This is a genomic window from Cellulophaga sp. RHA_52 (assembly GCF_007827205.1).
GTDB lineage: Bacteria > Bacteroidota > Bacteroidia > Flavobacteriales > Flavobacteriaceae > Cellulophaga > Cellulophaga lytica.
In genome coordinates, this window is the sequence record NZ_VIRZ01000001.1 from 3,520,285 (window position 1) to 3,542,553 (window position 22,269).

General features: G+C 32.6%; 17 protein-coding genes. 8 read left to right on the plus strand and 9 right to left on the minus strand.

Features of this window, described 5'->3' with window-relative positions:
* Position 1 precedes the first annotated feature (1 nt).
* From JM80_RS15340 to JM80_RS15350, 3 genes are read left to right on the plus strand one after another with little or no spacing between them, the layout of a single operon-like run.
* Positions 2-493, plus strand: a complete 492-nt coding sequence (locus JM80_RS15340) for a DUF192 domain-containing protein (protein ID WP_144710923.1) — start codon at positions 2-4, stop codon at positions 491-493.
* A gap of 5 nt (positions 494-498) precedes the next feature.
* The gene (locus JM80_RS15345; protein ID WP_144710925.1) at positions 499-1,017 is read left to right on the plus strand and encodes a GNAT family N-acetyltransferase; all 519 of its coding nucleotides are present in this window, start codon (positions 499-501) and stop codon (positions 1,015-1,017) included.
* Between the two features lie 10 nt (positions 1,018-1,027).
* Positions 1,028-2,266, plus strand: a complete 1,239-nt coding sequence (locus JM80_RS15350) for an ATP-binding cassette domain-containing protein (protein ID WP_013621859.1) — start codon at positions 1,028-1,030, stop codon at positions 2,264-2,266.
* Positions 2,267-2,320: 54 nt separating this feature from the next.
* Here the strand turns inward: JM80_RS15350 and secDF are convergent, their stop codons facing one another.
* On the minus strand, positions 2,321-5,320 hold the full coding sequence (gene secDF / locus JM80_RS15355; protein WP_144710927.1) for a protein translocase subunit SecDF: 3,000 nt from the start codon (positions 5,318-5,320) through the stop codon (positions 2,321-2,323).
* A 145-nt stretch (positions 5,321-5,465) separates the two neighbouring features.
* Positions 5,466-6,392, minus strand: coding sequence for a malate dehydrogenase (locus JM80_RS15360; protein ID WP_013621857.1), 927 nt, complete (start codon positions 6,390-6,392; stop codon positions 5,466-5,468).
* A gap of 256 nt (positions 6,393-6,648) precedes the next feature.
* Here JM80_RS15360 and JM80_RS15365 point away from each other — a divergent pair, with 256 nt between their 5' ends.
* On the plus strand, positions 6,649-7,050 hold the full coding sequence (locus tag JM80_RS15365; RefSeq protein ID WP_144710929.1) for a hypothetical protein: 402 nt from the start codon (positions 6,649-6,651) through the stop codon (positions 7,048-7,050).
* 87 nt (positions 7,051-7,137) lie between these two features.
* Here the strand turns inward: JM80_RS15365 and JM80_RS15370 are convergent, their stop codons facing one another.
* From JM80_RS15370 to asnB, 3 genes are all read right to left on the minus strand, one after another.
* A complete protein-coding gene (locus JM80_RS15370; RefSeq protein ID WP_034644927.1) occupies positions 7,138-8,139 on the minus strand; it encodes a DUF6588 family protein in 1,002 nt (333 codons plus the stop codon).
* A gap of 74 nt (positions 8,140-8,213) precedes the next feature.
* Positions 8,214-10,154 carry a DNA topoisomerase (ATP-hydrolyzing) subunit B gene (gyrB, locus tag JM80_RS15375; protein ID WP_034644926.1) on the minus strand — a complete coding sequence of 647 codons (1,941 nt, stop codon included), beginning with the start codon at positions 10,152-10,154 and terminating at the stop codon, positions 8,214-8,216.
* 326 nt (positions 10,155-10,480) lie between these two features.
* Positions 10,481-12,145, minus strand: a complete 1,665-nt coding sequence (gene asnB, locus JM80_RS15380; RefSeq protein WP_013621853.1) for an asparagine synthase B — start codon at positions 12,143-12,145, stop codon at positions 10,481-10,483.
* 243 nt (positions 12,146-12,388) lie between these two features.
* Here asnB and JM80_RS15385 point away from each other — a divergent pair, with 243 nt between their 5' ends.
* Entirely contained in the window at positions 12,389-12,922 is a 534-nt protein-coding gene (locus JM80_RS15385) for a DUF2911 domain-containing protein (protein WP_013621852.1), read from the plus strand.
* A 79-nt stretch (positions 12,923-13,001) separates the two neighbouring features.
* On the opposite strand, the gene JM80_RS15390 is transcribed toward JM80_RS15385, so the two are convergent.
* The 3 genes from JM80_RS15390 to JM80_RS15400 all read right to left on the minus strand — a co-directional run bounded on the left by JM80_RS15390 (position 13,002) and on the right by JM80_RS15400 (position 19,550).
* On the minus strand, positions 13,002-14,621 hold the full coding sequence (locus JM80_RS15390; RefSeq protein ID WP_144710931.1) for an amidohydrolase: 1,620 nt from the start codon (positions 14,619-14,621) through the stop codon (positions 13,002-13,004).
* A gap of 106 nt (positions 14,622-14,727) precedes the next feature.
* A complete protein-coding gene (locus JM80_RS15395; RefSeq protein ID WP_144710933.1) occupies positions 14,728-16,497 on the minus strand; it encodes a TonB-dependent receptor in 1,770 nt (589 codons plus the stop codon).
* 29 nt (positions 16,498-16,526) lie between these two features.
* The gene (locus JM80_RS15400) at positions 16,527-19,550 is read right to left on the minus strand and encodes a tetratricopeptide repeat protein (protein ID WP_255436835.1); all 3,024 of its coding nucleotides are present in this window, start codon (positions 19,548-19,550) and stop codon (positions 16,527-16,529) included.
* A 175-nt stretch (positions 19,551-19,725) separates the two neighbouring features.
* Here JM80_RS15400 and JM80_RS15405 point away from each other — a divergent pair, with 175 nt between their 5' ends.
* The 3 genes from JM80_RS15405 to JM80_RS15415 are packed head-to-tail and all read left to right on the plus strand — an operon-like array spanning position 19,726 to position 21,514.
* A complete protein-coding gene (locus JM80_RS15405) occupies positions 19,726-20,409 on the plus strand; it encodes a cell division ATP-binding protein FtsE (protein ID WP_013621848.1) in 684 nt (227 codons plus the stop codon).
* 28 nt (positions 20,410-20,437) lie between these two features.
* Positions 20,438-21,313 (plus strand): cation diffusion facilitator family transporter, encoded by an 876-nt coding sequence (locus JM80_RS15410; protein WP_013621847.1) that lies wholly within the window; start codon positions 20,438-20,440, stop codon positions 21,311-21,313.
* 15 nt (positions 21,314-21,328) lie between these two features.
* Entirely contained in the window at positions 21,329-21,514 is a 186-nt protein-coding gene (locus JM80_RS15415) for a hypothetical protein (RefSeq protein WP_013621846.1), read from the plus strand.
* A 78-nt stretch (positions 21,515-21,592) separates the two neighbouring features.
* Here the strand turns inward: JM80_RS15415 and JM80_RS15420 are convergent, their stop codons facing one another.
* The gene (locus JM80_RS15420) at positions 21,593-22,021 is read right to left on the minus strand and encodes a peptidylprolyl isomerase (protein WP_013621845.1); all 429 of its coding nucleotides are present in this window, start codon (positions 22,019-22,021) and stop codon (positions 21,593-21,595) included.
* Positions 22,022-22,269: the final 248 nt, after the last annotated feature.

A 22,269-nucleotide genomic window follows, 5' to 3' on the forward strand; every position in this document is an offset into this window, starting at 1 on the left:
TATGAAAACCTTAAAATACTATACTTTTTTAGTTCTAATATGCTGCAGCTTAATTACAAGTTGTAAAGATGGAAAAACCGAGGTTATAAAAACTCCAGAACCAACTTTTACAAAAGAAGGAACATTAACTATTACAAAAAGTACCAACAACAGTAAAGCACTTACACTAGACATAGAAATTGCTGAAACTGATTATGAAACACAAACTGGTTTAATGGAAAGAACTAGCATGAAGGAAAACCAAGGAATGTTATTTATTTTTCCTGACTCTAGAATGCATTCTTTTTATATGAAAAATACTAAAATAGCTTTAGACATTATTTATATAGATGAAAACCTGCGTATTGCCAGTTTTCAAGAAAATGCAAAACCACTAGATGAAACTGGCTTATCTAGCAAAGTTCCTGTTATGTATGTCTTAGAAATTAATGCAGGCTTATCTGAAAAATACATGTTAGAGGTAGGTGACAAAATAGATTTTACAAGACTATAAGCATTATGAAATATCTTCTAAATGGCGAATCTTCTGAAAGGTTATTATTTAGAAAATTAGAGCAAAACCATTTTAATGATTGGCTTCCTTTTCATAAAGACCCTAGATCATCTGAGTTTTGGGACGGCTTACCTACAGACCCCATTGTTGCGTGCAAGCAGCAATTTAACAGAGCTTTTGAACGCTACCAATATAATCTTGGTGGTATGAATGCGCTTATTTCAAAAAAAACTAACAAACTTATTGGATTATGCGGTTTATTAGTACAAACTGTAGATGATACTGATGAGTTAGAGATAGGATATTCTATTTTGCCAAAATACTGGAGAAAAGGTTATGCTACAGAAGCTGCTGTAAAATGTAAAGAATATGCTTTTAAGCATAATTTTACAGATTCATTAATCTCTATTATTCATACAGATAATATACCGTCACAAAAAGTTGCTATTGCTAACGGTATGCACTTAAGCAAAACAACAAGTTATTGCAATAACCCAGTTCATATTTATAGAGTTTCTAAATAAAAGCAGTAAAATGCAACATCACATTACCATATTTACAAGCAACCAATCTAACACTAAATTGTTTATTGATAGCTTATCTAAAAAAAATAATGCTGATTTTAATTTCCTTAGCAACAAAAAAGTACTGTTCTTTTCTATAGCTGAAATACATAAGTTTATTAAAGAAGAAGAAATACACGATATAAAAACAATTACCAAACACACTAAACAAAGCCTAAAATCTATGTCTAGTGGCGAACAAAAAAAAGCGTTACTTAATTATATACTTACCCAAAAACCAGAATACATTGTTTTAGATAACCCTTATGATAATTTAGACATTGCCTACCAAACAATACTAAAAAAACTACTAATTGACATTTCTAAAAATGTAAACCTTATTTTAATTATTAGCAGACAAGAAGATGTTTTACCTGTAAAAAGTAACATATACAAACTACATAAAAACAGGCTTACTGCCTACTCTTCTTTACAAGCATACAAAGCTTCAAGACAAAAAAATACGCCATTAAAAACGCTTACAATACCTAAAAATAATAACGTAGTTAATTATAAAGACAATGAACTTATTAGGTTTAAAAATGTATCGGTAGCTTATAACAACAAACAAATACTAAACAATATTAGTTGGAGTATTTGTAAAGGTGATTTTTGGCAACTTATAGGTAAAAATGGCAGTGGTAAAACTACATTATTATCTATGATTACCGGAGAAAACAGTAAAGGCTACGGACAAGAACTATACTTGTTTGGCAACAAAAAAGGAACAGGAGAAAGTATTTGGGATATAAAAAAGAAGATTGGTTACTTTACACCGTCATTAGTAGATAGTTTTAAAGGAAACCACAGCTTACTACATATGGTTATTGGTGGTTTTACAGATGCTATTGGCCTTTATACTAAACCTACAGAAACACAAAAAAGCGAAGCAGAAAAATGGTTAAAAATTGCACAGCTATCTACTTTAAAAAATAAATTATTTAATGAGGCTACTGTTGGCCAACAAAGGTTAGCTATGTTATTAAGAGCAATAGTAAAGCAACCTTTACTTTTAATTTTAGATGAGCCAACCGCTGGTTTAGATGATGAGAGTGCCACATTATTTATAAGCTTAGTTAACCAAATAGCTAGCAATAAGCAAACAGCAATTGTTTTTGTATCACACCGAAAAGAACCAAATTTAGAGCCTAGATCTATTTTAGAGTTACAAATTACCCCAAACGGATCTAACGCCAAAAGACTAAAATAAAAAAGCTGCTTACATATTGTAAGCAGCTTTTTATATATTTTACAGATTAAAGAATTACTCTTTGTCTTTTACAACAACATCTTCTTTACCTGATTGTATTCTTTTCTTTAATGTATCAAACATAACAGGTGTTGCAATAAATAAAGATGAATATGTACCTACAATAACACCAATTATCATAGCAAACATAAATCCTCTTAAAGATTCACCACCAAAAATAAAGATAGCTAGTAATACTACTAACGTAGTTAAAGAAGTATTTAATGTTCTACTTAATGTACTGTTTAATGCTAAACCTACATTATCACCAGAACTCCATCCTCTTTCTTTTACTATTTCTCTAATACGGTCAAAAACAACAACGGTATCATTTAATGAGTAACCAATAACTGTTAATATTGCCGCAATAAATGCTTGATCTATTTCCATATTAAAAGGCATAACCTTACCTAATAAAGAGAAAACACCTAGTACAACTAATACATCATGGAATACCGCCACAACAGCTCCTAAAGAGAATTGCCATTTACGGAAACGGAATAAGATATATAAGAACACTACAAATAACGAACCTAAAATTGCCCAAACAGCATTCTTTTTGATATCATCTGCAATAGTTGGTCCTACTTTTTTAGATTTTAATATACCTATAGATACATCTTCTGTACCTCCATTATTAAATTCCTCTAATGTTAAACCACTAGGCAATAAGTTTTGTAATGACGTAAATAATTTTTCTTGAATTTCTTCATCAACAGCAATATCTTCTGCATCTACTTTGTATGATGTAGTAATCATTATTTGATTATCCTCACCAAAAGTTTTTACGTTAGTACCGCTACCAAAAATCTCAGTTAAGTTTGATGAAATTTCTGAAGTATTTACACTTTGATCAAAACGAACTTGATATGTTCTACCTCCAACAAAATCTACACCTTGTTGTAAACCAGTAGTAAGTAAAGAAAATAATGCAATAACTATTAAAGCTCCAGAAAAAATGTATGCAATTTTTCTTTTCTTTAAAAAGTTAATACTTAAATTTTTGAAAAGGTTTCTAGTTAAACCTGTACAAAACTCTAATACTTTTCCTTTAGCTCCAGTATAACCCTCAATAAATAATCTAGTAACAAATATTGCAGTAAATAAAGACGTAGCAATACCAATTAATAAAGTAGTAGCAAAACCTTTAATTGGTCCAGAACCAAATATAAACAAGATAATTGCAGTTAAACCAGTTGTAATGTTTGCATCTAAAATAGAAGATAGTGCATTACCAAAACCATCAGAAATTGCTAATGACTGTCCTTTTCCTTTTGCTAGTTCTTCTTTTATACGTTCAAAAATAAGAACGTTTGCATCTACAGACATACCAATTGTTAAAACAATACCAGCAATACCTGGCAATGTTAACACAGCATCTAAACTTACTAGAACTCCAAATATTAACAATATGTTTAATAACAATGCAATATCTGCAGCTACACCAGCTTTACCATAATAAAAAATCATCCAAACAAGTACTAATGCCATTGCAATTAAGAAAGACATTAAACCACTGTTTATAGATTCATGACCTAATGATGGTCCAACTACTTCTGACTGAATGATGTCTGCTCTTGCAGGTAACTTACCAGCTCTAAGAACATTTGCAATATCCTTAGTTTCTGTAATAGTAAAATCTCCAGAGATTTCTGTACTACCACCAGATATACCACCAACTACAGAACAACCTGGAGCAGTGTATACTCTATTATCTAAAACTACAGCAATACCAGTTTGGTTTAAGTTAACCTCACTTGTAAACTTTTGCCATTGCTTAGCTCCTTTAACGTTCATATCCATACCAACAGCTGGTCTGTTAAACTGATCGAACTGAGCACGTGCAGCACTAACTACATCCCCACTCATTTTAGGAGTATTATCTCTATTACCTTTTAATGCAAAAAGACCAACAACTTCAGAACCCTTAGAAGGACGCTCCCAAGCAAATTTAACATGTTGTATTGCATTTGGAATTAATCTTTTAATTTCTGGCATATTAAGGTACTCATTAACCTTAGCCGTATCTTTAATTGCAAATTCCGCAACAGCAAAACTATTAGGAATACCTTTTATTAAATCTCCTAAAGGGTTTATTTGACTAGCTACATCTAAAGAATCCTGAGTAACATCAGATAATAAAGAATCAATTTCAGATTCTGGTTTAGACTCAGTATCTTCTGCAGTAGCAGTTTTTGTATCTACTAAAGATCTTAATTTTTCATTAGCAGCGTTTATAAACTGCATAACGTTAGGATCGTTTTTAGGATACGTTTCCCAAAACTCTAATTGAGCTGTACTAGAAAGTAACTCTTGCGCTCTTGCCTTATCTTTAGCTCCTGGTAACTCTACCAAAATACGCCCAGAAGTACCTTCTCTTTGTATGTTTGGTTGCGTTACACCAAAACCATCAATACGTTCTCTTAATACCTCAAAAGCAGATTCTACAGACTCATCAATCTTTTTACGGATTATAGATTTTACCTGTTCATCAGAAGCATCCATAGTTTTTATTTCTTCACTTAATGATTTTGTGAAGAAAATATCTGGAGAAGCTAACTTAGTATCACCTTTATTTGCATCAAAAGCTTCAAAAAACAAGTCTACATATGTTTTATCACTGCTTTTAGACGCCTCATCTGCATCTTCTAAAGATTTAAGAAAAACAGGGTTTTTAGTGTTATTTGCTAAACCAGATAAGATATCTTTTATCTTAATTTGAAGCGTTACATTAATACCACCTTTAAGATCAAGACCCTTGTTTAATTCTTTCTTCTTAGCTTCATTGTAAGATGTAAATCCAAAAACAGATTCGCTCCCAATTGAGTCTAAGTATTTAATTTCCAATGCCTCTCTCTTGCTTGCAAAATCTTTATCAGATTCAGAAATTTTGCTCGCTGCATAAGTTGCTGCTTCATTTTCAATCTTACTACTTATAAAAGTATAGGATAATTGATAGATACTTACGATCCCAAATAAAAAAGCAAACAGCTTTATAAGTCCTTTATTATACATTAGTTTTTGTTTATTATTGGTAATTTTATATAGCGTGCAAATATATCATTTAAGATATGAAATGCCAATATATTTATAATATTATATAAAATAAGGGTGAACAAATAAATTTGTCACCCTTATTAAGCCCTTTTTCTTATAAATATTATAATTCTAAAAGTCCGTTTGTTTTAGAAACACCAGCAGCACTTTCTTGCATTTTTGCCTTTTCAGCGTCGCTAAGTTCAATTTCTACTATTTTCTCTATACCATCTTTACCTAAAATAACAGGTACACCAATACAAAGGTCATTTAAACCATACTCACCTTCTAATAAAGTAGAGCAAGGGAACATTTTCTTTTGGTCACAAGCAATGGCTTGTACTAAACCAGAAACTGCAGCACCAGGAGCATACCAAGCACTAGTTCCTAACAACTTAGTTAATGTAGCACCACCTACTTTAGTATCTGCAGCAACTTGCTCCAATCTTTCTTCAGATAAAAACTCAGATACTTTAACGCTATTTCTAGTTGCGTGTGCTGTTAATGGCACCATACCAGTATCACTATGTCCACCTATAACCATACCGTCTACATCAGAAATAGGAGCCTCTAAAGCCTCTGCTAATCTATATTTAAAACGTGCGCTATCTAAAGCACCACCCATACCTATAATTCTGTTTTTTGGTAAGCCAGTAGTTTTATGTACTAAATAAGTCATAGTATCCATTGGGTTACTTACAACTATTAAAATTACATTAGGAGAATGTTTAATTAAGTTTTCTGATACAGTTTTAACAATACCTGCATTAATACCAATTAACTCTTCTCTTGTCATTCCTGGTTTACGAGGAATACCTGAAGTAATAACAGCAATATCAGAACCTGCAGTCTTAGAGTAATCATTAGTAGAACCAACAATTTTAGTGTCAAAACCGTTTAAAGATGCTGTTTGCATTAAATCCATTGCCTTACCTTCTGCAAAACCTTCTTTAATATCTAACACAACAACTTCCGATGCAAAATTTTTAATTGCAATGTATTCTGCACAACTAGCGCCTACTGCACCTGCACCTACTACCGTTACTTTCATAAGTAAATATATTTAATTTTTTAATGATTTGTTTATTGACTGTAAAAATAAAGAATTTAAACAAAAAAATAGTGCATATACCAACTTTAATATTTATTGAATCTACTAAAAAGAAGTTTAAACACAACTTAATGTTAAAGAAAGATGTATTTAAACGAAAAACCACAAAAAAACGTGTTATACATCGATTATAATGAAATACACAACAAAATTGAGCGTTGTATACAATAACCCGAATTAATTAAAATACCTACTTATGAAAAAACCCCTACTTTTTTTCATAGCAACCATTGTATGCTTTACAATTTACTGTTGCTCTGAAATTCCAGAAAACAACGACCCTATTCTTGGGATATGGGCAAAAACCACAACATCAGAATCTGGCGTAGATTCTAAACAAGAATGGATTTTTAACGATGCCTACAAAGGACGATACCATAGTTATACTAATGACAACGTGGCTTTTTTAACAGATTTTAGATGGACTATAGAGGGTGACACCTATACTATTACATATCCTGAGACAAATATGCCAAGTGATCAAGTAAAAATTAAAACAACACAAATAAATAATAGTACTGAAAAAACTTCTGAAAATACCTCTGCTACTGTTATACTAGAAGAAACAAATGGTGAAACTTTAGCTATTAGAGAATAATAGTAAAGAAAGTAACACCACAACAAAAGCCCTAGTAATTATAATTACTAGGGCTTTTTTATGTATATATCTTAATAATTGTTACTATTATCTAAAACCAAAATTAATACCTACAGAAAGGTTATTGTATTTAGCCATAGAATAATCTGCGTGTAATCTAAAAAATCCTAATTTAAGTTTAGCACCTATATTACCGGTAACACCACTAGCATCTGTTTTTACAGAAAAAGGATCTGTATATGTATCTCCAATAAATGGTCCGGATTGTACTCTATACGTTCCTAAAACATCTACAGTAGAATTACCTGTTAAGTAACCCAGTCCTCCATAAAAATTAATAATTGGCATTTTTGTAGATACTACTGCCTGAAAAACCCACGTATTCATTTTCATATCTAATCGTTGGTTTTCTCCTGCAATTACATCTTGGTCTGTAAAATCATAAACACCTGTTAAGTGCGTATAACCAATAACACCAGAAATTGCCACTGGTAAAATTTTATCTGCAGGGAGAAGCTTTGTAAAGTCGTGCTGCAACCCAACACCATACATACCAACTTCTACATCATCTGTTTCTATTTTTGGCAGAAAGCGAGCCTTTATTTCTGTCCCTTTTATTAAGCCTACACTTACTTGTACAAATGCAGAGGGTACAAAGTTTATATTTTCTGATGCTAAACCTGTTGGTAATTCAAATTCTTCCCTAAATAATCCGTTTTCATCTTCTACAAAAACATTAATACCTTCTATATCTCCCAAACCTGTAGACACTTCTTTAGAGATACTACCATCTACAAATTGCAGGTTTTCATAATCTTCAGTATTTAAAATAAATGATTTTTTATCATCTGGAGACTGTGCCATATTTCCTATTATAGAAATTTCAAAACCACCTAATGGTTTGGCATCTGCTGTATTGTACCAACCTCCAGAAATACTATATAGCATTCCTTCAGAAACTGGAGACATATAGTCGTTAATAAATTTATTTGCATCATTAACACCTGCCGCAAAAACTTCATTTGCGCTAGACTGGGCAGAAGCATATGCACTTAATGCCAAGAAAATAACTAAACTAAACTTTCTCATAGAATTACATTTTTTTTATAAAACTAAAAAACTCGCACTGTAGGTGCGAGTTTTTGTTGTGTAAATGTACTTTATTATGCATCAATGTTAGCATAAACAGCATTTTTCTCTATAAATTCTCTTCTAGGTGGTACTTCATCACCCATTAACATAGAGAATATTCTATCAGACTCTGTAGCATTTTCTATAGTTACTTGGCGCAGTGTTCTAAAATCTGGGTTCATTGTTGTATCCCATAATTGTTCTGCGTTCATTTCCCCAAGACCCTTATATCTTTGGATACCTACACTACCATTAAAGCTATCTGCTATTTCATCTCGTTCTTTATCATTCCAAGCATAACGCTTTTTAGTCCCTTTTTTAACTAAATATAAAGGTGGTGTTGCTATGTAAACGTGTCCGCCTTCTATTAGTTCTCGCATAAAACGGAAGAAGAATGTAAGAATTAAAGTTTCAATGTGGCTACCATCTACATCGGCATCACACATAATAACTACTTTATGGTATCTTAATTTATCTAAGTTTAGGGCTTTACTATCATCTTCTGTACCTATAGTTACACCTAAAGCTGTATATATATTTTTTATTTCTTCGTTTTCAAAAACCTTATGTTGCATTGCTTTTTCAACATTTAAGATTTTACCACGAAGCGGTAATATTGCCTGAAAGTTTCTGTCTCTACCTTGCTTGGCAGTACCACCTGCCGAATCTCCCTCTACAAGGAATACTTCGCATTTTGTAGCATCTTGCTCAGAACAGTCTGATAATTTCCCAGGTAAACCACCTATACTCATTACCGTTTTACGCTGTACCATTTCACGGGCCTTTGTAGCCGCATGACGTGCTTGCGCTGCTAAAATAACTTTTTGTACAATTACCTTAGCATCATCTGGGTTTTCTTCTAAATAGTTGGTAAGCATTTCTGATACAGCCTGACTTACTGCTGAAGAAACCTCTCTGTTACCTAGTTTAGTTTTTGTTTGCCCTTCAAACTGAGGTTCTGCCACTTTTACAGATACAATAGCAGTTAAACCTTCTCTAAAGTCATCACCTTGAATCTCAAACTTTAACTTGTCTAACATTCCAGATGCATCTGCATACTTTTTTAAGGTTGATGTTAAACCTCTTCTAAAACCAGAAAGGTGTGTACCACCTTCATGTGTATTAATATTGTTTACGTAAGAGTGAAGATTTTCTGAGTAAGATGTGTTGTACACCATTGCAACCTCTACAGGAATTCCGTTTTTTTCGCCTTCCATAGAAACAACTTCTCTTATTAGTTGCTCTCTGTTACCGTCTAAAAACTTAATAAACTCCTTTAATCCTTCTTCAGAGTAGAATACTTCAGATAAGAACTCACCTTTTTCATCTTTAACTCTCTTATCTGTAATACTAATTGTTACTCCCTTGTTAAGGTAAGCCAACTCACGCATTCTGTTAGACAATGTTTCATAATTGTACTCTGTAGTCTGAGTAAAAATTGTATCATCTGGATAAAAAGTAACTATAGTACCTGTTTCCTCTGTTTCTCCAATACTCTTAACAGGATACAAAGCCTTACCTCTTTCATATTCTTGCTCCCATATTTTACCTTCTCTGTAAACAGTTGCTTTTAAACTGTTAGATAATGCGTTAACACAAGATACACCTACCCCGTGCAAACCACCAGATACTTTATATGAATCTTTATCAAACTTACCACCTGCACCAATTTTAGTCATTACAACCTGTAATGCAGATACACCTTCTTTTTTATGAAGACCTACAGGTATACCCCTACCATTATCTTTGGTAGTTATAGAACCATCTTCGTTTATTACAACACTTATATTGTCACAATGGCCACCCATTGCCTCATCAATAGAGTTATCTACTACCTCATATACTAAGTGGTGTAAACCTCTTACACCAACATCACCAATATACATAGAAGGACGCATACGTACGTGCTCCATACCCTCTAGGGCCTGAATACTGTCAGCTGAATAATTATTCTTGTTTGCTTCTTCGCTCATTATATATAAATTATTGTGCTTAATTTCATCATAAAATATAACCTAACAAATATAAATTATTGATTTCTTAATTTTAAACAGTTTTAAGACTGTTTTAAAATAGTTATCAACATTTTCTTTACAATAGAAAAAGTTTCTTAAAAGCGCTTAAATTAGCTTTTAACTACAATTAGATTAAAATTAGCTTTTTTAAAAACTACGTAATCTAACAAAATGCGCTTAAAAAGGCTGTAAACAAAAAGGAGCATCAATAAATTGATACTCCTGAAAGACTAATTATAATTAAAACCTTAGAACAGGCGATAATTCAAGTGATATTTTACTGTTTAATATGCTTCATCATGTACGTTAGCTATTGCTCTACCAGAAGGGTCGTTCATATTTTTAAATGCTTCATCCCATTCTAAGGCTGTTGCTGTACTACAAGCAACACTTGCTTCTTGCGGTACACTTAATGCTGCAGCATCACTAGGAAAATGTCCTTCAAAAATAGTTCTATAGTAATACTCTTCCTTGTTTAATGGGGTGTTGATAGGAAAACGGAATGCCGCATTTTTAATTTGCTCATCTGTTATTTCTTTCTCAACCAATTCTTTTAAGGTATCAATCCAACTGTAACCAACGCCATCACTAAACTGTTCTTTTTGTCTCCACGCTACACTTTCTGGTATCATATCTTCAAATGCCTTACGAACTACCCACTTTTCCATACGCTCACCGTTTATCATTTTATCTTTAGGGTTAATACGCATAGCAACATCCATAAATTCTTTATCTAAAAATGGTACACGTCCTTCAATTCCCCAAGCAGCTAAACTCTTGTTAGCTCTTAAACAATCGTACATATGCAACTTATCTAATTTACGTACCGTCTCTTCATGAAACTCTTGTGCACTTGGCGCTTTATGAAAATATAAATAACCTCCAAATAGCTCATCTGCACCTTCACCAGACAATACCATTTTTATACCCATAGACTTAATAACTCTCGCCATTAAATACATTGGCGTAGAAGAACGAATGGTAGTAATATCATACGTTTCTATGTTATAAATAACATCTTTAATAGCATCTAAACCTTCCTGTATTGTAAACTTAATTTCGTGGTGTACGGTACCTATATGATCTGCTACTTTTTTTGCAGCAGCCAAATCTGGCGACCCCTCTAAACCAACAGAAAATGAGTGTAATTGTGGGTACCAAGCATCTGCAGTATCACCACTTTCTATACGTTTTTGTGCATATTTTTTTGCAACCGCAGAAGTCACAGAAGAGTCTAAACCACCTGATAACAATACACCATAAGGTACATCAGACATTAATTGTCTGTGTACAGCTGCTTCTAAAGCTTCTTTTACTTCTTGTATGCTAGTTTCATTTTCTTTAACAGCATCATACTCCATCCAATCACGAGAGTACCATTTTTTTAACTCTCCGTCTTTACTATGTAAATAATGTCCTGGAGGAAATAATTCTATTTTTGTACAAGTACCTTCTAATGCTTTTAATTCTGAAGCAACATAAAAAGTTCCATTTTTATCCCATCCCATATATAAAGGAATAATTCCCATATGGTCTCTAGCTACAAAATATTCGTCTTTTTCGGCATCATATATAGTAAAACCAAAAATACCATTTAATTCATCTATAAAATCTACTCCTTTTTCTTGATACAAAGCTAGTATAACCTCACAGTCAGATTCTGTTTGAAAGTCATATTTACCTTCAAATTGCTTACGCAATTCTCTATGATTATATATTTCTCCATTGGCAGCCAATATTAATTTACCATTAGGACTCAATAATGGTTGCTTACCAGAAGCTGGATCTACAATTGCCAAACGCTCGTGTGCTAAAATAGCTTTATCGTCTGCATATATACCACTCCAGTCAGGGCCTCTGTGTCTAATTTTTTTAGACATCTCTAACAACTGAGGTCTTAATGCCTCAGTGCTTTCCTTTACATCAAATGCACAAACTATTCCACACATATTATTAATATTTATATCAATTTGATTACAAAGATGAATTAAAGGTTTCAATTTAAAAACACAAATACTTAAAATGGTTTCAATTTAAAACTTTATTAAGCCAATTACATTCTATTTAGAATTTAGACAAACTATTTTTATAAAAAAAACGGTCATTTTGTAAGTTGGCATAATTTTAGCGACCATATAATGAATTACTGCGAAAATGTCGCTAAATTTGAAAAACACAAAAAACAAACATTTATGAAAAGATTATTTGCTTTATCAGCACTTGTATTAACTATGGTATTTACTACTAATGCTACAGCTCAAAAATTTCCTGGATTAGATAAAAGTCCAGCAGATATTGCTTCACAACCATCTAGCTACAAAATTTCTAAAAAGAACATTCGTGTAGTTTACAGCAGACCACAATTAAAGGGAAGATTAGTAAAAGATTTAGCTCCTGCAGGAAAAGTATGGAGAACTGGTGCTAATGAAGCTGCAGAAATTACTTTTTACGCAGATACAAACTTTGGTGGTAAAAAAGTAACAGCAGGCACATACTCTTTATTCTCTATACCAGGAGATAAGCAATGGACTGTAATTTTAAATAAAAATTTAAACCAATGGGGAGCTTACTCTTATGAGGAAGATGCTGATGTGGTTAGAGTAACTGGAAAAGTATCTAAAAACAAGGAATCTTTAGAAGCTTTTTCTATTACTTTTACAGATACTGATATGGTAATGGGCTGGGGAACTACTTTAGTTTCTGTTCCTTACGCAGTTTCTATGTAATTTAATCACTTACTAAAAATATAAAACCCGAAACTACTTTTAGTTTCGGGTTTATTTTTTACCTAAATAGAACGTAATTTTACTTTACTTGCTTACCTCCTATAAAAACTTGTTCTGCTTTTATTGTCGGAATTTTAGAAGCTTCAACTTCCATAATATTATCACTTAAGATAACAAAATCAGCTTTTTTACCTGGCTCTATACTTCCTTTTTCATTTTCTTCAAAATTAGAATAAGCTGCCCAAATTGTCATTCCTTTTAATGTTTCTTCTCTAGACAAAGCGTTTTCCATCTGAAAACCACCTTCAGGGTAATTTTTAGTGTCTTTTCTGGCAACAGCAGCATAAAAAGTTAAAAACGGACTAACACGTTCTACAGGAAAATCTGTCCCCAATGCAACAACACCTGCAATATCTAATAATTTTTTAAATGCATAAGCTCCTTTTACGCGCTCATCTCCTAACCTATCTTTTGCCCAATACATATCACTAGTTGCATGCGTTGGCTGTACAGATGGTATAATACCTAATTTAAAATAGTCAAAATCTTGCGGAGCTATAACCTGCGCATGCTCTACTTTCCAACGTCTGTCTTTTGTATTTTTTAAGGCCGATTTGTATGCGCGTAATACTGCTACATTAGCAGAATCTCCAATAGCATGTGTATTCATCTGGTAATCTGTTTTTGCTATTCTTTTTGCAAGATTATTTATTTCCTCTACCGGAGTAACCATTGCTCCAAAATGATTGTGTTTGTCTGAGTACTCTTCTTTTAAAGCTGCACCTCTGGAGCCTAAAGCACCGTCTCCATATACTTTTACAGAGCGCACATTTAAACCATCTGTTTTTACTATTCCTTTACTTAAATAGTAATCTAAGTTTTCTTTGTTTGCGCTTATCATAGCATAAACACGAATATCTAATTCTCCGTTTTGCTGTAAGCTATCTATAATTTCTATAGTTTGCTTATTTAAACCTGCATCATTTACAGTAGTTAACCCATAATCTACACAAATTTTTTCTGCATCTTTTAATGCTTGTGCCTGTGTAACTACACTTGGTTTAGGCAAAACGGCATCTACCATAGCCATAGGATTATCTACCAAAACACCTGTAAGCTTACCATTAACTTTTACAATTTCTCCGCCACTAATTTTAGTATCTACTGTAATATTAGCAAGATCTAATGCATACTGATTTACAATGTAAGCGTGACCATCTACACGCTCCAAAACAACAGGTATAGACGGAAAAAGTGAATCTAAAGCCTCTTTTGTTGGAAATTCTTTTACTTCCCAATCGTTCTGATCCCAACCTCTACCTCTAATAAACGTTTTTGTATTTGTTTTCTGGAAAGCAGAAACACGCTCTACTACCTCATCAAAACTTTTAGTATCTACCAAATCTACCACTTGCTGGTTCATCCCTAAACCAAAAAAGTGACAGTGTGCATCTATTAAACCAGGAGTAATAGTTTTGCCAGCTGCATTTATTGTTTTTGCCGATGTATATTTTTCTGTAATTTGCTGTTCTGTACCAACAGCTACAAACAAATTATCCTTTACAGCAAAAGCTTGTGCTTTTGTAAAAGTAGAATCTACAGTGTAGACATTTGCATTGGTGACTATATAGTCTACCTGTTCTTTTTTAGGATTACACGCTGCAATTGCCAGCAGTAAAACAAGTGTTAGTTTTTTCATTAGTCTTTGATTTTCTTCAAAAATAATGAAAATAAAAAAAGGATATAAATAACCCCTTTATTAAAGAGTCATTCATATCCTTTAAAAAAATAGTTTTTCTATTTTTTTACCAATTAAACTTATATGTTGCTCCTGCAAGCACCTGAAAACCCTGAACAGGATAATTTGCCCAACGTTGGTAATTGTTATTTGCTATGTTTGCTGTTTTTACAAATAATGATAATTTTTCATCTAAACGGTAACCAACATGCGCATTAGCATCAAAATAACTATCTAAAGTTACTACTGTAGAAGCAAAATCTTGCGGTTGAGTTGCAGTAGCAGCTACAGAGCTTAAATCTTCTCTTTCTCCTACAAAAAACAGGTTAGCTCCCATAAACCATTTTTCATTAATTTGATAATCCATAAATAAAGATCCCTTTACTTTTGGCAGATTCCAAGCAGGATTGTCTGTTTCTGTTGTGTAGCTAAAAACCTCTGCATTTACACCTAAAGCAAAATTTCTGTTTACATCTACATTTAACTCTCCAAAGAATGAAAATGTTTTTATATCATCATAAAAAATATCAAAAGTATTACCTAAATGATAATCTTTATCTTCATCTGCTCTAAAAGTATTTTCTGGATTTAATTTATATAATGCTCTGTTATTATCTGCTTTATAAGACGCCTTTACATTGTACCCTAAGTTAGTTAACAATTGTCCTTTTAAACCAGCATAGGCATTGTACTGACTATCTGTTGGTAAGATTGTAAGCGTTGGAGACACAAATGGATTTTCATCTACAAAATCATGATAAGAGTTTTGGTGTAAATCTCCCTCTATACCACCGTATGCAATTGCAGTTTCTCCAGATAATCTGTACGATGCCGTTACCGCAGGATAAATATAAAAGTTACTATCACTAGCTTCTGTATCTAAACCATACACAACATTAGCTCCTAAATTTAGGGTAAGGTCATCTCTTAAAATTACCAAACTTGGGTTTACTCCAAACTGTACTTGGCCAAATTTAATTTCTCCTGTATTGTCTGTATTATTTAAACTAGCGTTTTTAAACTTACCTCCTAAATAATCTAGCTTTACATTAAAATTTATAAGTTCATTAGAAATTGGCACTTCTACAGCAGCATTAATAACCGCTCTATTTTCGCCAGATTCTGTTGCGTCCCAAAAACGTCTTAACAACACATCGCCACCTTTTATTAGGTAATCTTCCATTTTAAGTTCTCCTCCAAGTTCAGCATCAAAATAGTGTTGTTTTTCATCTATTAGACTTTCTGGTGTTGTACCTAAAGCATCTTCTGTTACTCCATACCAGCTATATAACTTGTGTTGCAATCCTACATTAGCATTCCACTCCAAATCTCTTTCTCTTCTGGTATAATTACCTTTTACTTTGGTATCATAAAAAACATTATCTACAGGAGCTTCTTCTATATCTCCACGAGAAGAATGGTGGTTTAACCCTATATCTAAAGTCTCATTTCTGTTAATTGGCCTACTTGTGTAAAAATCTACCAGTGCATTACTATAGTTTCCTAAACCTATAGAAGCGTATGAATTAAACAACTCCTCTGGCTTTCTCTTTTTTACTGCAGTAGCTTTTCCTTTTGCTGGAGTAAATGTAGAAGCTACCGGTACAGAAAAAATACTGTATTGAATTGGTTTTTTCTTTAACTCTACAGCTCCATTAATTACAGGTGTAGATTTTAGTTTAAAAGCATCTGCAATAGTTGGCTTGTATGCTTTTACAACTGTTACGGTTTCTGTTCCTAAATCTTTTTCTTCTTTATCTTTGTCTTTATCCTGTGCAAAGGCAATTTGTGCCAGTCCTAAAAATAAAGTTATAGTTGTATAGATATACTTTTGCATAGTGTGTTCTTAATATTATTTGCCTTTTACTAGTTGCCGTCTGGGTTAATAGATGAGTTGCTACGCGCTTCCTTGGTTTTAATAAGTCGTTGCTCTGTTTGCGCCTCTGCCACTATATCTGGGTAACTTGCAAAGTTTTTAATAATGTTTTCTAAAATATAATTTGCTTGGTAAGCATCTCCTAAGGCATAATAGTTTTTAGCCATAATTAACAACCCTTTACCTGCCCATTCTTTATACCCAGAAAAATCTTTTACTAAAGTTTGTACTGCCTCAGAAGAACCTTCATAATCTTGCTCTTTATGCTTAAAATATGCATTGTAATACCAAGCCTCTGCTCCTCTTTCTCCTGTAGCTATTTTTTGCACTATAGCATATGCTTCTTTTGCTTTAGTTTCATTATTTGTTTTAATAGCAGAACGCGCTATCATAATATGAGCATCACTTTTAATACGGTTATCTATACTCTCTGTAGCTAACACTTTTTCTGCATAAGCAATAGTTTTACTATAATTCTTTTGGTTATAGTAACCTTTCATTAAGTTAGACTGTGCAAAAGTTACATTTTGTTTAATGTTTGCTGTTTGCTCTAACTTCTCTAAATAAGGAAAAGCATTAGTGTATTTGTTATCTCCTATGTAAATTTCGCAAACACGTGCAATTGCTTGTTCTGTAAATTCTGTACCACCTTGGTCTGCAACATACTTATAATATGGTAAAGCACTTGCTTTTTGCCCCTTACCAAAATACAATTGCGCTAGTTTAAAGTTTGCGTCTAGAATATGAGAGCCGTTAGGGAATTCTTTAATGTAATTTTCATACCCTCTAATAGCGGCATCTGTCTTGTTTTCTATAAATTGTTTTTCTGCCGACTCGTAAGTTGCATTGTCTAATTCTGAATCTGTAACCTCTACAAAATCTAAATCTTTAACCCAATTAGCATATTCATCTACCTTACCTAAATCTACATATACTAGTTTAGCCGTTGCAACAGCTTGTATAGCTTCTTGTGTTTTTGCATGGTCACGTACAACTGTTTTAAACTTAGCCAAAGCCTGTTGGTTTCTACTAGCATTGTAATGCACTAATCCTTGACGTAGCAATGCCCTTGGCACTAAACTACTTCCTTTGTACTCTTCAATTAACTTGTTATACGCTTGTAAGCCTAAATCTTCATTACCTAATTTTATGTAAGTATTACCAAGTTCATACAAAGCATCATCCTTTAAGGTAGATTTGCTATACTTTGTTACAAAGCTTTTTAATTCACTAATTTTAGTATCACTCTTACCAACAAAACCATAACTTAAGGCTCTTTGGTAAGCTGCATAATCCTTTTGTCCGCCTCTATTTTTTAAAGCAATGTTATACGTTTCTATTGCTGGCCAATACTTACTAGTTACAAAGTAGCAATCTCCCAAACGTAAATAAGCATCGTTTAACTTAGCTTCGTCTTCTGGTTTGCTATCTGTATATTTTTTATAGTATGATGTTGCATTTACGTAATCATTAAGCTTAAAATAAGTATACGCTAAATTGTAATCTAACTCCTTATTTTCATCTGTAGAAACAGACATTGGATTCTGCTGAAAAGCCACAAACGATACCAAAGCATCATCAAACTTATTAAGTAAATAAAGCGATTCTGCTTTCCAGAAATTTGCTCTAGCTTTAAACTTTGGCTCCTCTGCATTATCTAAAGACAAGTTAAAAGCTTCTAAAGCACTCTCATAATCTTGCTCTAAAAACAATTCTACTCCTCTATAAAAAGCAACCTTTTGGTAGGTTTCTTTACTTGCATAGTTTTTATTCTTCTCTAACAACTCTAAAGCACCTTTGTAGTTTTTAGACGTAATGTAAGAGTCTACTAAAAGCTCTTGAATTTCTTTAGCGTGTTCACTATCTGGGTAGGTCTCTAAATATTTAGTTAGTACGGATGGTACAGGCTCGTATGCATTACCAATTTCATAACTAAGTCTAGCATAGTTTAAATAAGCATCCTTTTTAATTTCCTCAGAATAATCCATCTGAGATGCATTTTTAAACGCATTTAAAGCTTCTTGTTTTTTATCTAACTTTAAATAACACTCTGCTAAATGATAATATGCGTTTTGAGACACACTATTATCACCATCTATAATATTATTAAACTGGTCTATACCATTTGCGTAATCTCCTTGCTTATAGTAACTGTAGCCAAGCAAATAATAATCTGTATTACTCCACTTACCACGTTTACCCTTATATTCTGTTAAGTATGGTATAGCGTTGTTGTACTGTTTAAGGTTAAAGTAACTTTCTCCTATAATTTTATTTAGTTCTGATACTTCATTCCTATCTGCCTTTGGCAATTGTTCTTTAGCAAGAGCTATTGCTTTTTCAAAATTACCAAGCTTAAAGTTCATATCTGCTTGGTAATATGATAGTTTTTCTTTTAACTCATCCTGATCTGTAATCTGGTCAAAACGCTCATTTGCTTCTTGGTAATTATCTTGCTCATAAGCAATATAGCCTAAGTAGTATTTAGCTTGAGAACCATAGGTTGCCGAGTTGGTTACACGATTTAAATACCGTTCTGCATCTTTATATTTTTTAGATGAAAAAAGAGCGTAGCCATTGTTAAACTCAAATCGTTCTTTATCTTTTCTAGACATAGAAGACTGGTCTACTTTTGCATACCATTTTAAAGCGTGCGGATATTTACCTGTTTCAAAATAATAATCTGCCACATCTAAATAAGCTGTATTTCTTTTGGTAGACGTTGGGTAGTCTTCTACAAAACGCTCCATAAGCTTATCTGCTCCAAGCTGGTTAAGGCGTATTGCAGCTGTAGCAATGTAATAGTGGCTATTGGCTTTAGTCTCGTAATCATCTGTGCTTTTTGCCACCTCTTTAAAAACAGCTTGTGATGCTTGGTACTGCTTGTCATTATACAAAGACAGTGCTTTTACGTAATCTTTATTCTTGTGCGTGTAAATTTCTGTTTTTTGCGAATATCCATAGATAGACATCCCCATAAAACATAGGAGTATTGCTATTTTTTTCATTTTCATATAGACTAAGGTCTTATAGTGATATACCTTTGTTAAATTATATAACGTTTAAAACGGCTAAAAGTATATTAAAACTAAGAAAAATATTTTTTACCAAAGCACATTACTTTTACCCTTAAACTTATTACTTTTATATCAACAATAATACCAGTAAATTTATTTACCTCAAAAATTTATGCAAGACACTATTTTAGAACTTAAAGATGTTTCTGTTTACCAAAAAGACAACCTTGTACTTAATAACATCTCTTTAGAGATAAAAAAGGGTGAGTTTGTATACTTAATAGGTAAAACAGGTAGCGGAAAAAGTAGTTTTATGAAAACACTTTATGGCGACTTGGCTTTAAAAGAAGGTACTGGCAATATTGTAGATATAAATTTAAAAACAATGCAAGAAAAAGACATTCCTTTTTTACGCCGTAAACTTGGTATTGTTTTTCAGGATTTTAAATTATTACCAGACCGTACTATAAATAACAATTTACTTTTTGTGCTAAAAGCAACTGGTTGGAAAGACCGTACCAAAATGGATACTAAAATTGAAGAGGTTTTAGACAAGGTTGGTATGAAAACTAAAGGTTTTAAATTTCCTCATGAGCTTTCTGGTGGAGAGCAACAACGTATTGCCATAGCACGTGCTTTACTTAATGACCCTGAACTAATTTTAGCCGATGAGCCTACAGGAAATTTAGATCCGCAAACAAGTGTAGAGGTAATGAAAGTGTTACAAGACATTAACAAAGCCGGACGCACAATTTTAATGGCTACCCATGACTATGCGCTTATATTAAAATACCCATCTAAAACCTTAAAGTGCGATGATAATAAGGTGTTTGAAGTAGTACAACGCGCCGTTTAAAAAAACCAACCTACAAAGGCCTACAACTATGAATGTTGAAGACACCGCCATTAAAACAACCTATTTTAGCATAATAGGTAACCTTTGCCTTGCTATTATTAAAGGGCTTGCTGGCTTTTTTGGTAATTCTTATGCGCTAATTGCAGATGCAATAGAATCTACCACAGATGTTTTTTCTTCTTTGTTAGTACTTGTTGGATTTAAATATGCAAAACGCCCTGCAGACAAAAACCACCCATACGGACACGGTAAAATAGAACCTCTAATAACCTTTTTAGTTGTTGCTTTTTTGGTAACATCTGCAACTATTATTGCTTATGAGAGCATACAAAACATACAAACACCACATAAAACCCCTAAATCTTGGACACTAATAGTTTTAGGCATAATTATAATTTGGAAAGAAATTTTATATCGTATAGTTTTAAAAAAGAGTAAACAAATACACAGTACATCTTTAAAAGCAGATGCTTGGCACCATAGGAGTGACGCAATAACATCTGTAATGGCATTTATAGGTATTTCTATTGCTGTTATTTGCGGCAAAGGCTATGAAACTGCAGATGATTGGGCTGCTTTACTTGCCTCTGGTTTTATATTATACAACAGTTATTTAATTTTAAGACCTGCACTTGGTGAGGTAATGGATGAACAATTATATGATGATTTAATTGATGAAGTTAGAAAAAAATCTGTACAAGTTGATGGCGTTTTAGATACCGAAAAATGTTTTATTCGTAAAGCCGGAATGAAATTTCATATAGATTTACACGCCATTGTAGATGGAAAAATTACAGTAAAAGAAGGCCATGATATATCTCATAAATTAAAAGATTATCTTATGGCAGAAATCCCCAATCTAGAATATGTTTTAATACATATAGAGCCAGATACTTACGAGTAGCATAAAAACATAAAAATGGATAACAAACAGCATCATAAAGGCAAACAACTAGCAACATTTGGTATTTGTGGCGTAATAGGCGGTATTGCTTTACTTACTTTACAACAAAAAATTCTTGGTATTATTTGTATTGCTAACGGTGTATTACTTACCTATACTGGCTATAAAAAAATGAAGACTTCTACAGACTATAAAGAGTAAATTAAAATATATTCAGCACAAAAAAACCCGATAAACTTTAACTAAGTTTACCGGGTTATATTATTTTAAAAAGCAAGCTTATTTAATTTCTAAAACTTCTAAATCAAAAATAAGGTCTTTACCTGCTAAAGGGTGGTTACCATCTATAACAATAGACTCGTCTTTAACTTCTACTACCATTAGGTTCATTTCTCTACCATCTGGAGCTTTAGAAACTAATCCCATACCAACTTTAGGCTCCATATCTTGTGGAAGCTCAGATTTTTTAACCTCTTGTATTAAAGCCTCATTAACCTCACCATATGCTTCTTCTTTAGCAATAGTAATGGTCTTTTTTTCATTTAGCTTCATATCTAAAACACCTTTTTCAAAACCAGGTATTAACTGCCCTTGTCCTAAAGTAAACTCTAACGGCTCTCTACCTTCAGAAGTATCAAAAACTTGTCCGTCTGCCAACTTTCCTGTGTAATTAACTTTTACCGTGTTGTTTTCCTTAACTATACTCATATCGTATTTTTCAATTTTTAAAATATTCTTTGCATAATTCTTATACAGCCAATATTTTATTTTAAACTTAGACTAATAATTCTGCCAAAACCAAGCCAAAAGACTAAAAACCTGACACAAAACGGCATAAACCCAATTTTTATCAACCTAAAAAAAGAAAAAAAACAACTATAGCCCTTTGTAAGTAGGCATCTAGCAAATTAATTAAGATTAAAAAAAATATCAATCTAAAAATACAAAAGCAGCAA